This is a genomic window from Streptomyces sodiiphilus, from assembly GCF_039529215.1.
In the GTDB taxonomy this organism is placed as follows: domain Bacteria; phylum Actinomycetota; class Actinomycetes; order Streptomycetales; family Streptomycetaceae; genus Streptomyces; species Streptomyces sodiiphilus.
In genome coordinates this window covers 570,651-585,370 of sequence record NZ_BAAAMJ010000010.1, presented here as the reverse complement: position 1 = coordinate 585,370, position 14,720 = coordinate 570,651, and the positions used below count along the sequence as shown (strand labels likewise).

Genomic DNA, 14,720 nt, shown 5'->3' with positions numbered 1-14,720 from the left:
TCCGTGCGTCCTTGGCCGAGAAGCGCAGAGAACTCAGAGAGGAACCCATGCGGATTGTCTTCCTGGCCGTGGTGCTCGGGCTGCTGGCCCTCATTCACTGGTACCTCTGGAAGCGGCTGGTGCGGGACGTGTCCCGGCCCGGCAGCGTCTTCCGCCGTGCGGGCACCCTCCTGATCCTCCTCTTCCCCCTGCTCATGCTCACCTTCTTCGCCGGACGGGCGCTGGGGCTGCCGTTCGCCGTGGAGCAGGTCATCGCCTGGCCGGGCGCCTACTGGTTCGTCGTGATGCTCTACCTGGGGCTGGCGCTGCTGGCCGGTGAGATCGTGCGCCCCCTGCTGCTGCGGGCCCTGGAGCGCCGCGCGCTCGACGACGCGGGACGGCTCAGCCGCCCGGGACTCACCGGGACGGAGGCCGAGGCCGAGGCCCCGGCCGTGAGTGCGGAGGAGAAGACCGGGACCGGGGACGAGGCGCAGGACGGTCCGGCCTCGCCGGAGCGCAGACTGTTCGTGGCCCGGGCGATAGCCATCGGGGCCGGCGCGGTCGCCGTCGGCACCGTCGGCTACGGCAGCCACGCGGCCCGGCAGCTCACCACCAAGCACGTTCCCGTCCAGCTGGCCGGGCTTCCGCGGGCCGCGCACGGCTACCGCATCGCGGTGGTCTCCGACATCCACCTCAGCTCGCTGCTGGGCGCCTCCCACTGCCGCCGGGTGGTGGACGTGGTCAACCGCACCGGCGCCGACCTGGTGGCGGTCGTGGGAGACCTGGTCGACGCCGGCGTGGAGGACCTGAGGTCCGCGGCCGCCCCGCTGGCCGAGCTGTCGTCCCGGGACGGCACATTCTTCGTCACCGGCAACCACGAGTACTACGTCGGTGCCGAGCAGTGGCTCGACCACCTGCGGAACCTGGGGATGGTGGTCCTGGAGAACGAGCGGCGGGAGATGCCGTACTTCGACCTGGCCGGGGTGAACGACGTGGCCGGCGAGGACAGCGGACAGGGGCCGGACTTCACCGCGGCCCTGGGCGACCGGGACCGCCGGCGCACCTCGGTCCTGCTGGCCCACCAGCCGGTGCTCATCCACGACGCGGTGGAGCACGGGGTGGACCTCCAGCTGTCCGGGCACACCCACGGCGGCCAGCTCTGGCCGGGCAATGCCCTGGCCGCGCTGGCCAATCCCACCCTGGAGGGGCTGGAGCGCTACGGGGACACCCAGCTGTACGTCACCCGGGGAGCGGGGACCTGGGGGCCTCCGGTGCGCGTCGGGGCCGAGCCGGACATCACGGTGGTGGAGCTGTCCTCCCCGCAGGCCTGACCTGCGGGTCGCGCTCCGGGGACGCCCCCGGCGCGCAATTCTGCTGTTCGCTGACAACCAAAACCGGCATGCTGGTGTCCTTGGATAACGACAGGAGCACGGGCTGACAGCATGTCGGCAACGAACGCAGGGAAGAGGAGCGTGGGGCATGACGGACTCCCTCTCGCCCGGGGTGCGCGGTGACGGTACCGGGCAGGACCCCGACGACGGAGCCGCGGGCGGCCGCGGCGGGCCGGAAACCCTGGTGGTCCGGGGTGTCGTCCGGGATTCCCTCGGGGTGGCGCTGCCGCGCGCGGTGGTCACCCTCGCCGCCGGCGGCCGGCCGCTGGGCAGGACCCGCAGTGCGGCCGACGGAGGCTTCCTCGTGACCGCCCCCGGTCCCGGGTCGTACGAGTTGACGGCATACTCTCCACAACTGGGGGAGCAGAGCGTGGCCGTCAACCTGGACGGTCATTCCGTGGCAGTCGAGTTCCGTATCGACGTACCGGGTACCGTAGCCGGTTGATCACTGGCTGAGTTGTGGCCGGTCCGTTGCATACCGCCGGGTGCAGGGGATATTCCCCTGTGGTTGGCTGAGACGCGCGACATGTGTCTTCCGAGAAAGGGTGCGGGAGTGCGAGGGATCGGGGCCAAAGGGGCCATAGTCATCGGGCTGGCCGTTGTGCTGGTGGTCGGTGTCATCGGTGGCTGGATACTTCTCCGGTCCAACGGGAACAACAAGGAGCCCATCGTCGTGGGGACCACCACGACACCCACCATGCTCGACCCCGGTGGCGCCTACGACGCCGGTGCCTGGGCGGTGATGAGCAACCTCTACCAGTCGCTGCTCACCTTCAGCCCCGGCCAGGAGGAGCCCGTCCCGGACGCCGCCGAGGGATGCGAGTTCACCGATCACGAGCTGACGGTCTACCGCTGCACGCTGCGGGAGAACCTGACCTTCAGCAACGGTGTCCGGATCACGCCCGAGGACGTCAAGTTCTCCGTCGACCGCATCAAGGCGATGTCCGACCGCGCGGCCGAGGAGGCCGCGGACGACAGCATCCCGGCCGACGAGAAGTTCACCTACGCCGGCCCCGCCAGCCTCCTGAGCACCCTGGAGGCCACCCGGGTCAACGGCCAGGACATCATCTTCGAGCTCAACGAGCCGGACGCGACCTTCCCGTACGTGCTGGCCGGCAGCACCGGCGCGATCGTGGACTCCCGCAGCTACGAGGAGCTGGAGCCGCGCAACGACGGAACCGTCATGGGCTCCGGCCCGTACGTGCTGACCGCCTTCGAGCACAACGAGTACGCCGAGCTGCGGCCCAACCCGCAGTACAAGGGCGTCTTCGGGGTCCCGCAGAACTCGATCACCATCCGCTACTTCGTCGAGGAGGATGACCTCCTCAAGGCCTGGGAGAACGACGAGCTCGACGTCGTCGACGGCAAGATGCCGCCCAGCTACCTGGCGGGCATCAACCCCAGCAACCCCGAGTTCCGTGTCTCGGAGACCATCGGCAGCGCGATCCGGGTGATGGCCTTCAACACCGACGAGGGCATGCCGATGTCGTCCAAGGCGGCCCGGCAGGCCGCCGCGTCCTCCCTCGACCGCAACGCCATCACCCGGCACGTGCACGCCCACACCGTGGAGCCGCTCTACTCGCTCATCCCGGTCGGCTTCACCGGGCACGGCACGCCCTTCTACGACAACTACCGCGACCCCGACCCCGACGAGCTGCGGACCCGGATGGAGAACGCCGGCCTGCAGGTGCCGGTGAAGTTCCACCTCGCCTACTCCCGCGGTGCGGCCACCCACGAGGAGGCCGAGCTGATCAAGCAGCAGCTCGAAGCGGACGGCCTCTTCGAGGTGGACGTCAAGTACTACGACTGGTCCGAGGAGTTCATCCCCGGCGTGTTCGGCGCCCGGGAGTTCGACGCCTTCCTGGTCGGCTGGCGTCCGGACTACCCCGACCCGGCGACCTACACCGACAACATCCTGGGGCCGGGCGACGGTCTGTCCACCGGCTTCAGCAGCAAGGCGATCGACGAACTGATCTCCTCCACCCGCCAGGAGTCCGACCGCGGCCGTGCCGCCACCGACTACCGCGCGCTGCACGAGCTGTCCTCGGACAACCCGCCGATCATTCCGATCTGGCAGGAGAAGCGTTTTCACCTCTCCACCAACGACATCACCGGTATCCAGTACCTCTCCGACAACAGCGCCGTGTGGCGCCTGTGGGAGCTGCGCCGGATCTGACCGGCCGCCTCCCCGACCGGCACCCGCGCCGCGCCCCCCGGACGTCCCGCGTCCGGGGGGCGCGGCGCGTTATCTGCCGTGCCGCCTTCCCGGGCCGGTCCTTCCGGACACGGTGGGTGGTCACAGGAGGCCGGTGCCTTCCTGTTCGGCCCGCGGCCGTGCGGGAGGCTCGTCTAGGATGCCCGCATGGCGCGCTACCGGCAGACCGTCCAGCTCCGCTCCGTGACGCCTCGTCAGGTGGCCGACGCGGCGGTCGAGTTCCACGAGACGATGGAAAGCCTGCGTCCGCAGGACGACGGCAGCCTGCGGGCCGCGGACGGCCGCACCGGCAGGCAGCTGAGGCTGCTGGAGGGCGAGCACCTGCGCCCGGGGGCCCAGTACGGCATCCGGGCGGACGACGGCCCCTCCCGCCTCAACGTCCTGGCCTGGGACCGGCGCGGGGAGACAGCCGTGCGGCTGGGCATCCCGGAGGGCGGCACTCCGCCCGAGGAGCCGGGCCCGGACGTGGAGGCCCGGCTGGCCGGTGCCGAACGTCCCCGCCTGCTGCGGATACGCGGCACCTCGGAGTCGGCCCCGGGCGCCCGGCACGGCGTCACCGGCACTCTCCGCCTGGACCTGGAGCGCTGGTGGACCGAAGCCGGCGGACCCCGGCAAGCCCCGCTCATCGCCCGCGCCGAGCACCCCATGGCCCGGCTGGAGGTGCGGGCGTGGCCGCGGACCCGTCCGGACGGCGACTGGGACGTGACGGTTCAGCTGACGGTCACCGGCCGCGGGCTGCTGCGCCCGCTGGCGGCGGTGCCCCTCCAGCTGGCCCGCGGCCGCGTCGAGCGCAAGCTCGCCCAGCGGCTGGAGGAGCTGGCCCGCACCTCGTGGCCGGCGACCGTGGACATGCTGCGGCTGCCCCGCGCGGAGCTGCGCCGCCGGCTGCTGGACTGGTTCTGCGGACCCGCCGCCCAGGAGAGCTGACCGCGGTCAGAAGAGCGTGCCGGGGTTGAGGATGCCGAGCGGGTCGAGGACCCGCTTGATGCCGCGCTGCACCTCCATCCCGACCGGGCCGAGCTCCCTGGCCATCCACTCCTTCTTCAGCACCCCGACGCCGTGCTCGCCGGTGATGGTGCCGCCCAGCTCCAGACCCAGCTCCATGATCTCGTCGAACGAGATCCGGGCCCGGCGGCACTCCTCGGGGTCGGTGGAGTCGAAGCAGACGGTGGGGTGGGTGTTGCCGTCGCCGGCGTGCGCGCAGACCCCGATCGTCAGACCGTGGCGGTCCGCGATCGCGGCGACCCCCTCCAGCAGCTCCGCGAGTCTGCTGCGCGGCACGCACACGTCGTCGATCATGGTGGTGCCCTTCACCGCCTCCAGCGCGGACAGCGCCACCCGGCGCCCGGCCAGCAGCATCTCCGACTCCGCGGCGTCCTCGGCCGGGACGACCTGGGTGGCACCCGCGGCGGCGCACAGCTCGCCCACCGCGGCCAGGTCGGCGGCCGGATCGGGGGTGTCGAACGCGGCCAGCAGCAGGGCCTCGGTCGTCTCCGGCAGCCCCATCCGGGTCATGGCGTTGACGGCGGCGATGGTGGGCCGGTCCATCAGCTCCAGCATCGACGGGGTGTGGCCCTCGGCCATGATCCGGCAGACGGCCTCCCCGGCGGCGGCGGCCGAGCCGAACTCCGCGGCCAGCACGAGCTGGGGAGGCGGGGCGGGCTTCAGCGCGAGGACGGCCTTCACCACCACGCCGAGCGTGCCCTCGGAGCCGACGAACAGCCGGGTCAGGTCGTACCCGGCGACGCCCTTGGCGGTGCGGCGGCCGGTCCGCAGCAGCCGCCCGTCGGCCAGCACGACCTCCAGCTCCAGCACGTACTCGGCCGTCACGCCGTACTTGACGCAGCACAGCCCGCCGGAGGCGGTGCCGATGTTGCCGCCGATGGTGCACTGCTCCCAGCTGGAGGGGTCCGGCGGGTAGGTCAGCCCGTAGGCCGCGACCGCCTTCGACAGGTCCGCGTTGACCACCCCGGGCTCCACCACCGCGATGCGGTTGACCGGGTCGATCTCCAGCACCCGGTTCATCCGCAGCAGGGACAGCACGATGCCGCCCTCCGGGGCGTTGGCCGCCCCCGACAGCCCGGTGCGGGCGCCCTGCGGCACCACCGGCACCCGCAGTTCGGTGGCGGTGCGCATGACGTGCCGCACCTCCTCCGCGGTGCGGGGCAGCACCACGGCGCCGGGAATGCCGGCCGGGCAGAAGCTCGCCATGTCGTGCGCGTAGGAGGAGGTGACGTCAGGGTCGGTCAGCACGGCGTCCGCCGGCAGTCCCGCCCGCAGCCGTTCGGCAAGTTGGCTCATGCCATCAGGGTGGCATCCGGCGGGCCGGCCGGGAAGTACCCGGTGCGGACCGTATGCCCAGGTCGCACGGGGTGCCGGTGGGGGAGCGGCCCGCCCGGCGGACGCATCGCGGGCCCCGCCCCCTCCGGTCGGGAGGGGACGGGGCCCGCAGCGTGTCCGCGCCGGATCCGGGTCAGATCCGGCGGGTGATCAAGGCCCGCTTGACCTCCTGGATGGCCTTGGTGACCTCGATGCCGCGCGGGCAGGCCTCCGTGCAGTTGAAGGTGGTGCGGCAGCGCCACACGCCGTCGCGGTCGTTGAGGACCTCCAGGCGCTGCTCACCGCCCTCGTCGCGGGAGTCGAAGATGAAGCGGTGCGCGTTCACGATCGCCGCCGGGCCGAAGTACTGCCCGTCGTTCCAGAACACCGGGCAGGACGACGTGCACGCGGCGCACAGGATGCACTTGGTGGTGTCGTCGAACCGCTCGCGGTCCTCGGCGGACTGCCGGCGTTCGCGGGTCGGCTCGTTGCCCTTGGTGATCAGGAAGGGCATGACGTCCCGGTAGGCCTGGAAGAACGGCTCCATGTCGACCACGAGGTCCTTGAGAACCGTCAGACCCTTTATGGGCTCGACCAGGATCGGCTTCTCCGGGCTGATGTCCTTCACCAGGGTCTTGCACGCCAGCCGGTTGCGGCCGTTGATGCGCATGGCGTCGGAGCCGCAGATGCCGTGCGCGCAGGAACGCCGGAAGGTCAGGGTGCCGTCCAGATCCCACTTGATCTTGTGGAGGGCGTCCAGGACGCGCTCCTTGGGGTCGATCCGGATCTCGAAGTCCTGCCAGGACACCTCGGCCGAGACTTCCGGGTTGAACCGGCGGATCCGGAAGGTGGCGGTGATCAGGCCGTCCCCCGCGCCCTCCGAACCGGGCGTGGAGACCTTGTCCATCGTCGGTGTAGCCATCAGTAGGTACGCTCCATCGGCTGGTAGCGGGTCTGGACGACCGGCTTGTAGTCCAGCCGGATCGACTCGTTGCCGTCGGCGTCGACCTCGCGGTAGGCCATCGTGTGGCGCATGAAGTTGACGTCGTCGCGGTCCGGGTAGTCCTCCCGGTAGTGGCCGCCGCGGGACTCCTTGCGGGCCAGCGCGGAGACGGCCAGCACCTCGGCCAGCTCCAGCAGGTTGCCGAGCTCCAGGGCCTCCAGCAGATCGGTGTTGAACCGCCTGCCCTTGTCCTGGACGGAGACGTCGCGGTACCGCCGGCGCAGCTCGCCGATCTCCTCGACGGCCTCCTTCAGGGTCTGCTCGGTGCGGAACACCATGGCGTTCTTGTCCATGGTCTCCTGCAGCGCGCGGCGGATGTCGGTGACCCGCTCGGTGCCGGTGGAGTCGCGCATCCGCTCGACCTCGTCCGCCACGAACTTCTCCGGCGCCTCGGGCAGCTCGACGTAGTCGGCGGTGGCCGCGTACTCGGCGGCGGCGATGCCGGCCCGCCGGCCGAAGACGTTGATGTCCAGCAGCGAGTTGGTGCCCAGCCGGTTGGCGCCGTGCACCGACACGCAGGCCACCTCGCCGGCGGCGTACAGGCCGGGCACCACGTCGGTGTTGTTGGCCAGCACCTCGCCGCGGACGTTGGTGGGGATGCCGCCCATCGCGTAGTGCGCGGTGGGCTGGATCGGGATCGGGTCGGTGTACGGCTCGATGCCCAGGTAGGTGCGCGCGAACTCGGTGATGTCCGGGAGCTTGGCGTCGAGCTGCTCCGGCGGCAGGTGGGTGAGGTCCAGGAAGACGTGGTCCTTGTCCGGGCCGCAGCCGCGTCCCTCGCGGATCTCGGTGTAGATCGACCGCGAGACGACGTCCCGGGAGGCCAGGTCCTTCATCACCGGGGCGTACTTCTCCATGAAGCGCTCGCCGTCGCGGTTGCGCAGGATGCCGCCCTCGCCGCGGGCGCCCTCGGTGAGCAGGATGCCCATCCGCCAGATGCCGGTCGGGTGGAACTGGAAGAACTCCATGTCCTCCAGCGGCAGCCCGCGCCGGAGGGCGACCGCCTGGCCGTCACCGGTGAGAGTGTGCGCGTTGGAGGACACCTTGTAGAACTTGCCGTTGCCGCCGGAGGCGAAGACCACGGCCTTGGCCTGGAAGATGTGCAGCTCGCCGGTGGCCAGCTCGTAGGCGACCACGCCGGCGGTCCGGCGGACGCCGTCCACCTCGGTGAGCAGCAGGTCCAGGACGTAGAACTCGTTGTAGAACTCCACGCCCTCCTTGACGCAGTTCTGGTACAGCGTCTGGAGGATCATGTGGCCGGTGCGGTCGGAGGCGTAGCAGGACCGGCGGACCGGCGCCTCGCCGTGGTTGCGGCTGTGGCCGCCGAACCGGCGCTGGTCGATGGTGCCCTGGGGGGTCCGGTTGAACGGCAGGCCCATCTTCTCCAGGTCCAGGACGGAGTCGATGGCCTCCTTCGCCAGGATCTCGGCGGCGTCCTGGTCGACCAGGTAGTCGCCGCCCTTGATCGTGTCGAAGGTGTGCCACTCCCAGTTGTCCTCCTCGACGTTCGCGAGGGCGGCGGCCATGCCGCCCTGGGCGGCGCCGGTGTGGGAGCGGGTCGGGTAGAGCTTGGTCAGCACCGCGGTGCGGCTGCGCTTGGTGGCCTCGATGGCCGCGCGCATCCCCGCACCGCCGGCGCCGACGATGACGGTGTCGTACTTGTGGATCTGCATGTCTCGTCAGCCCCGGTGCGTCAGCGGATGTTCGGGTCGAAGGTGAAGATCACCAGCGTGCCCAGCAGGACGGTGAACACCGTGGCGGTGTACAGCAGCATCTTCAGCCAGAAGCGGGTGTTGTCGCGCTCCGCGTAGTCGTTGATGATCGTCCGCAGGCCGTTGCCGCCGTGCAGCATGGCGAGCCACAGCATGATGAGGTCCCAGGCCTGCCAGAACGGCGAGGCCCAGCGGCCGGCGACGAACGCGAAGCTGATCTTGCTGACGCCGCCGTCCAGCACGAGCTGGATCAGCAGGTGGCCCAGGACCAGGACGACCAGCAGGATGCCGGACAGCCGCATGAACAGCCAGCCGTACATCTCGAAGTTGCCGCGGGTGGCGCTGGGGGTACGGCCGGTGCGGGCGCGCGGGGGCTCGATGACCGGTGCCGGGTTGTCGGGTCCGTACGACGCGGTGGTCTCGGTGGACATCTGCATCAGCTCCCGAACAGCTCACGGAAGGCGTGCCCGAGGACCGGGTACGCGGCTCCGGCCATGAGCAGGCCCCACAGCCCCATCACGGCCCACAGCATCTGCTTCTGGTAGCGGGCTCCCTTGTTCCAGAAGTCGACGGCGACGACGCGCAGGCCGTTCAGTGCGTGGAAGAGAACGGCGGCCACCAGGCCGTACTCCATGAAGGCGACGATCGGCGTCTTGTAGACCGCGATGGTGTCGTCGTACGCCTCTGGCGAGACACGGACAAGGGCGGTGTCGAGTACATGGACGAACAGGAAGAAGAAGATGAGGACACCGGTGACTCGATGAGCCACCCATGACCACATGCCTTCCCGGCCGCGGTACAGCGTTCCTGCCGGCACGGAAGAACCCTCCGGAAACGGAATTCGGGGCCTGTCGGCGGCTCCTTCCAGGGGTCTCCGTCGGGCCCGGCCGGGTACGGTCCACCGGCCGCGGCCATGGTATCGGCGGGCGGGCCGCCGGACGTCGCCGGGGGTGAAGGTGTGATCAATCAGGCATGGACGCCACCCCATTGCCGCAGGAGCGGCCGGGGGGCGCCGGACGGGTGGGGCGCGGAACCGGCCAGCCGGGCCAGCCGGCCGCGGGCCAGCAGCCGCAGCTCCTCGGCCGCGTGCTCCCGCTCGGTGTACGGCTCGTGTCCCAGCCTGGTCCGGAGCGCCGTCAGTGTCCGGTCCAGCCATTCCTCGGGGTGGCAGTCGTCCAGGCACAGCACGAAGGGGTGGCCGAAGCGGCGCCGGTACTCGGCGCGGGCCGCGAGCAGCGCGGTGCGGGCGGCCGGGCGGCCGGGTCCGCCGCCCGGGTAGGCCGGTGGCCGGACCGTCTCCTCGGCGGCCAGGGCCTCGTCCACGTCGCCGGGGGAGAGGTCGTAGCTGGCCTCGTCCCCGGCGGCGAGCAGGGTGTCGACGTCGCGGTAGGGGCGGTGATCGGCCAGCCGGCGGGCCCAGCGGGAGCTGCCGCAGCAGGACAGCAGCGCGGCCTCCGCCACCTGGCGCGGCGCGGTGTTCACGCGCTCCAGCGGCGCCGCGGCATGGCGCTGTGCGGGCAGGCGCATGTGCTCCTCGGCCGGTCGGGAGGGTCGGGCGAACCGGACGGGCTCACCGTAACGACGGGGGAGCCCGCGGTGGCAGAAACTTGAGCGAAATCCCTCGAAAGGACTGATGGCCGGGAGGTGGTTGACACCGGGGCGCGCCCGGTGTCCGGCGCGGCGTCCGGCACGTGATCCGTTTACCGTCGTCGTATGGGCCGAAGAGGGCGTGCGGCACGCACCAGACGCAAGGAGTCCGCGGGGCGGGTGAACCGGACGGCGGTGATCCTTGCCGTGATCGCGCTGCTGACCGGGGCCGCGGTGCTCACCGCCCTGGCCCGGCTGCCCGCCGAGCAGCCGTGGGAGGCCAACCGGCCGGACCGGCCCGCCGAGGCGGAGCCCGGCCCGGACGCGGACCCCGTGGCGATACCCGCGCCGCGCTCCTGGCAGCCGGAACACGGTCCCGGCTGGGGGCTGGGCGGTACCACCCGGGTGGTGGCCGATCCCGGGGGCCCGCTCGCCGCCGAAGCCGACCGGCTGGCCGGCGAGCTCGGCGTGGACCGGTCCGCGGAGCCTGCCCGCCCCGGCGACATAGAGCTGGCACTGCGCTCCGACCCCCGCCACGGGGAGGAGGGCTACACGCTGGTCTCCCGCTCCGGCTTCGTCACGGTGACCGCCGGTACCGAGGCCGGGGTCTTCTACGGCACCCGGACTCTGCTGCAGAACGTACGGGAGAACGGCGGACTGGCCGAGGGCGTCATCCGGGACGCGCCCGACCGGCCCCAGCGCGGACTGCTCCTGGACGTCGCCCGCAAGCACCTGCCCGCCGAATGGATCGAGGACCGGCTGCACGAGATGGCCGGCCTCAAGCTCAACCAGCTCCAGCTGCACCTCACCGACGACCAGGGCTTCCGGATCGAGAGCGAGACCCATCCCGAGGTGGTCTCCGACCCGCACCTGACCAAGGACGAGATCCGCTCCATCATCGACCTCGCCGAGTCCCTGCACATCACGGTGATCCCGGAGATCGACTCGCCCGGCCATCTCGGGGCCGTCCTCAAGGCGCACCCCGGCCTCCAGTTGCGGGACACCGGGGGCCGCGCCGCTCCCGGGGCGATCGACATATCCGACCCGCGGGCGGCGGAACTGGTGGACGGCCTGCTGCGGGAGTACGCCGGGCTCTTCCCGGGGCCGCTGTGGCACCTGGGCGGCGACGAGTACCGGGCCCTGGACGCCGCCGATCCCGAGGCCTCCTACCCAAAGCTGGCCGCCCGGGCCGAGGAGAAGTACGGGCCCGGCGCGGGCGTGCGCGATCTGGCCACCGGCTGGCTCAACGACCGGGCCGACGTGGTGCGTGAACTGGGCCGCACCCCGGAGGTCTGGAACGACGGGATGCACCGCGGCGGCGTCGTCGCGCCCGACGCCGAGCGCCACGTCGCCTACTGGACGGGGCGCGAGATCGGGGCCCGTCCGCCCGAGGAGTATCTCGCCGAGGGCCGGCCCCTGGTGAACTTCAACTCCGCCTACCTCTACTACGTGCTGGGGGAGCCGGTCGGGTTCGTCTACCCCACGGGGGAGGCGATCTACCGGGAGTGGGCCCCGCTGGTGCTGCGCGGCAGCGAACCCGTCCCCGAGGAGTACGCCGGCAGCGTCCTGGGTGCCCGGTTCGCCGTCTGGTGCGACCTGTCCGAGGCGCAGACCGCCGAGGAGGTCGCCGAGGGCATCCGCCTGCCGCTGCGCGCCTTCGCGCAGAAGGTGTGGAACCCGGCAGACCCCGAGGCGGAGTGGGAGGAGTTCACCGGCCTGGCGGACCGGCTGGGGGAGTGACGGCAGCCGGGGTCGCCACCCCCCACAGGAGAGACCCCGGCTGCGGGCGGGCCGGCCGGAAGAACCCCCCGGCCCGCATCCTGTACAGCGCCACGTGCGAGCATTGTGTTACCGGCCGGATACGGACGGGTGCGGCATGGACGTGAGCGGCCGGAAACGCGTAGCGTGCGAACGCACACAGTCAGCAACCACGCCAGGGGGGCGGGAGTGCAGGGGGCAGACAGTGAGCTCACCGAGGCGGTCCACGCGGCCCAGGGCGGGGACGAGAGAGCGTTCGTGACCGTCTTCAAGGCCGTGCACCCGCGGTTACTCGGCTACGTGCGCACCCTGGTGGCCGAGCGCGACGCCGAGGACGTCACCGCCGAGGCCTGGCTGCACATAACCCGTGATCTGCGCCGTTTCGACGGCGACGCGGACCGGTTCCGGGGCTGGACGAACCGGATCGCCCGCAACCGCGCGCTGGACCATCTGCGGGCGCGCGGACGCCGGCCTTCCGACCCGCTGGACGAGACCGTGCTCGCCGAGCTGCCCGGCACCTGCGACACCGCGGAGGAGGCCCTGGCGTCGGTGGGCACCACGCGGGCCTTCTCGCTCGTCTCGCGGCTGCCGAGGGAGCAGGCCGAGGCCGTGGTGCTGCGCACCATGCTCGGCCTGGACGCCAGACGGGCCGCACTGCTGCTGGGCTGCCGCCCGGGGGCGGTGCGCACCGCCGCGCACCGCGGTCTGCGCCGGCTGGCCCAGCTCGTCGAGGACGAGCCGGAGGCGGCCGCCCTGGCCCGGACCGCGAGCCGGCCGCGGGGGTGACGCGTCGGGGTGTAACGAAAACGACGCCCCCGACGCAGTACTGAGCGGGCCGACTGGTCATCGGCCTATGGGCTCCCCGAGGTCCCCCCCGTACCGTCGGGGAGCCCGCCTCGGCGCGGGCGGGGCAGATTTCCCCCTTGCCCCGTCCGCGTCCCCGACTCTCCCGGCCCCGCCGCCGTTTCCTCCCGTCTTGTTACCTGCGGGTAGTGATGCGTTCCGGCGGTGTGAGGCATCTCCCAGGGGTTTCCCTCCCACCCTTCGGATCCCGGTCGCTACAGTCCGCAAAGGAGCGCGTGACGAGCGGGAGGCTGACAACATGGCACGTGAGTCGGAGTCTGGGTTGCCGATCGAGCCCGTGTACGGGCCCGAGGACCTGAAGGGCTGGGACCCGGCCGGCAAGCTGGGTGAGCCGGGCGGCTATCCGTACACCCGGGGCGTGTATCCCACGATGTACACGGGCCGCCCGTGGACGATGCGGCAGTACGCCGGATTCGGCACGGCGGCGGAGTCCAACGCCCGGTACAAGCAGCTCATCGCCAACGGCACCATGGGACTGTCGGTCGCCTTCGACCTGCCCACCCAGATGGGCCACGACTCGGACGCGCCGATCGCGCACGGCGAGGTCGGCAAGGTCGGCGTGGCCATCGACTCCATCGAGGACATGCGGGTGCTCTTCGACGGCATCCCGCTGGACAAGGTCTCCACCTCGATGACGATCAACGCCCCGGCCGCGCTCCTGCTGCTGCTCTACCAGCTCGCCGCCGAGGAGCAGGGAATAGAGGCCGGCAAGCTGACCGGCACCATCCAGAACGACGTTCTCAAGGAATACATCGCCCGCGGCACCTACATCTTCCCGCCCAAGCCGTCGCTGCGCCTGATCGCCGACATCTTCAAGTACTGCAAGGCCGAGATCCCGAAGTGGAACACCATCTCGATCTCCGGCTACCACATGGCGGAGGCCGGGGCGACACCCGCGCAGGAGATCGCGTTCACCCTCGCCGACGGCATCGAGTACGTGCGGACGGCCGTGGCCGCCGGGATGGACGTCGACGACTTCGCGCCCCGGCTGTCGTTCTTCTTCGTCTCCCGCACCACCATCCTGGAGGAGGTCGCCAAGTTCCGGGCGGCCCGCCGCATCTGGGCAAAGGTGATGCGCGAGGAGTTCGGGGCCCGCAACCCCAAGTCCCTGATGCTGCGCTTCCACACCCAGACCGCCGGGGTGCAGCTGACCGCCCAGCAGCCCGAGGTCAACCTGGTGCGGGTGGCGGTCCAGGGCCTGGGCGCGGTGCTCGGCGGCACCCAGTCGCTGCACACCAACTCCTACGACGAGGCCATCGCGCTGCCCACCGACAAGTCCGCGCGGCTGGCGCTGCGCACCCAGCAGGTGCTGGCCTACGAGACCGATGTGACCGCCACCGTCGACCCGTTCGCAGGCTCCTACGTGGTGGAGTCGATGACCGACGCGGTGGAGGCCGCCGCACTGGACCTCATGCGGCAGGTCGAGGAGCGCGGCGGTGCCGTCGAGGCCATCGAGCAGGGCTTCCAGAAGACCGAGATCGAGCGCAGCGCCTACCGGATCGCGCAGGAGACCGACGCCGGTGAGCGCGTGGTGGTCGGTGTCAACCGCTACCAGCTCGATGAGGAGGAGCCCTACGAGCCGCTGCGGGTGGACCCGGCCATCGAGGCGCAGCAGGCCGAGCGGCTGGCGAAGCTGCGCGCCTCCCGTGACCAGGCCGCGGTCGACGCGGCGCTGGAGGCCCTGCGGACCGCGGCCTCGGGCGACACCGAGAACGTGCTCTACCCCATGAAGGAGGCGCTGCGGGCGCGCGCCACCGTCGGCGAGGTGTGCAACCTGCTGCGCGAGGTGTGGGGGGCGTACGTCCCCTCCGAAACGTTCTGACCCCACCGGCTCCCCGCCGCGTCACCGCGGCGGGAACGGAAGGAGACGAGAAGCGGCCCGGGCCCCGCCC

The 14,720-nt window shown here is 71.5% G+C and carries 13 protein-coding genes; 7 read left to right on the top strand and 6 right to left on the bottom strand.

Annotated elements, in window-relative coordinates; all coding sequences use genetic code 11:
• The first annotated feature begins 47 nt into the window (after window positions 1-47).
• The 4 genes from ABD299_RS07760 to ABD299_RS07745 all read left to right on the top strand — a co-directional run bounded on the left by ABD299_RS07760 (window position 48) and on the right by ABD299_RS07745 (window position 4,512).
• Window positions 48-1,310, top strand: coding sequence for a metallophosphoesterase (locus ABD299_RS07760; protein WP_344259777.1), 1,263 nt, complete (start codon window positions 48-50; stop codon window positions 1,308-1,310).
• Window positions 1,311-1,458: 148 nt separating this feature from the next.
• Window positions 1,459-1,815, top strand: coding sequence for a carboxypeptidase-like regulatory domain-containing protein (locus ABD299_RS07755; RefSeq protein ID WP_344259776.1), 357 nt, complete (start codon window positions 1,459-1,461; stop codon window positions 1,813-1,815).
• Between the two features lie 108 nt (window positions 1,816-1,923).
• The gene (locus ABD299_RS07750; RefSeq protein ID WP_344259775.1) at window positions 1,924-3,546 is read left to right on the top strand and encodes an ABC transporter substrate-binding protein; all 1,623 of its coding nucleotides are present in this window, start codon (window positions 1,924-1,926) and stop codon (window positions 3,544-3,546) included.
• A gap of 186 nt (window positions 3,547-3,732) precedes the next feature.
• Window positions 3,733-4,512 carry a hypothetical protein gene (locus ABD299_RS07745; RefSeq protein WP_344259774.1) on the top strand — a complete coding sequence of 260 codons (780 nt, stop codon included), beginning with the start codon at window positions 3,733-3,735 and terminating at the stop codon, window positions 4,510-4,512.
• 6 nt (window positions 4,513-4,518) lie between these two features.
• Here the strand turns inward: ABD299_RS07745 and ABD299_RS07740 are convergent, their stop codons facing one another.
• The 6 genes from ABD299_RS07740 to ABD299_RS07715 form a co-directional block, all read right to left on the bottom strand.
• On the bottom strand, window positions 4,519-5,886 hold the full coding sequence (locus tag ABD299_RS07740; protein ID WP_344259773.1) for an FAD-binding oxidoreductase: 1,368 nt from the start codon (window positions 5,884-5,886) through the stop codon (window positions 4,519-4,521).
• Window positions 5,887-6,058: 172 nt separating this feature from the next.
• Window positions 6,059-6,826 carry a succinate dehydrogenase iron-sulfur subunit gene (locus ABD299_RS07735; protein ID WP_344259772.1) on the bottom strand — a complete coding sequence of 256 codons (768 nt, stop codon included), beginning with the start codon at window positions 6,824-6,826 and terminating at the stop codon, window positions 6,059-6,061.
• Window positions 6,826-8,580, bottom strand: coding sequence for a succinate dehydrogenase flavoprotein subunit (sdhA, locus tag ABD299_RS07730; protein ID WP_344259771.1), 1,755 nt, complete (start codon window positions 8,578-8,580; stop codon window positions 6,826-6,828). The genes ABD299_RS07735 and sdhA overlap by 1 nt, the downstream gene beginning before the upstream one ends.
• 20 nt (window positions 8,581-8,600) lie before the next feature.
• On the bottom strand, window positions 8,601-9,050 hold the full coding sequence (locus tag ABD299_RS07725; protein ID WP_344259770.1) for a succinate dehydrogenase hydrophobic membrane anchor subunit: 450 nt from the start codon (window positions 9,048-9,050) through the stop codon (window positions 8,601-8,603).
• A gap of 5 nt (window positions 9,051-9,055) precedes the next feature.
• Complete coding sequence (gene sdhC / locus ABD299_RS07720; protein ID WP_344259769.1) at window positions 9,056-9,436, bottom strand: succinate dehydrogenase, cytochrome b556 subunit; 381 nt, start codon at window positions 9,434-9,436, stop codon at window positions 9,056-9,058.
• A gap of 149 nt (window positions 9,437-9,585) precedes the next feature.
• Window positions 9,586-10,146 carry a 2-oxo-4-hydroxy-4-carboxy-5-ureidoimidazoline decarboxylase gene (locus ABD299_RS07715; protein ID WP_344259768.1) on the bottom strand — a complete coding sequence of 187 codons (561 nt, stop codon included), beginning with the start codon at window positions 10,144-10,146 and terminating at the stop codon, window positions 9,586-9,588.
• A 186-nt stretch (window positions 10,147-10,332) separates the two neighbouring features.
• Between ABD299_RS07715 and ABD299_RS07710 the strand changes: the two genes are divergently transcribed.
• From ABD299_RS07710 to ABD299_RS07700, 3 genes are all read left to right on the top strand, one after another.
• A complete protein-coding gene (locus ABD299_RS07710) occupies window positions 10,333-11,946 on the top strand; it encodes a family 20 glycosylhydrolase (RefSeq protein WP_425581272.1) in 1,614 nt (537 codons plus the stop codon).
• A gap of 207 nt (window positions 11,947-12,153) precedes the next feature.
• On the top strand, window positions 12,154-12,750 hold the full coding sequence (locus ABD299_RS07705; RefSeq protein ID WP_344259766.1) for an RNA polymerase sigma factor: 597 nt from the start codon (window positions 12,154-12,156) through the stop codon (window positions 12,748-12,750).
• Window positions 12,751-13,066: 316 nt separating this feature from the next.
• The gene (locus ABD299_RS07700) at window positions 13,067-14,650 is read left to right on the top strand and encodes an acyl-CoA mutase large subunit family protein (RefSeq protein ID WP_344259765.1); all 1,584 of its coding nucleotides are present in this window, start codon (window positions 13,067-13,069) and stop codon (window positions 14,648-14,650) included.
• The last annotated feature ends 70 nt before the right edge of the window (window positions 14,651-14,720 follow it).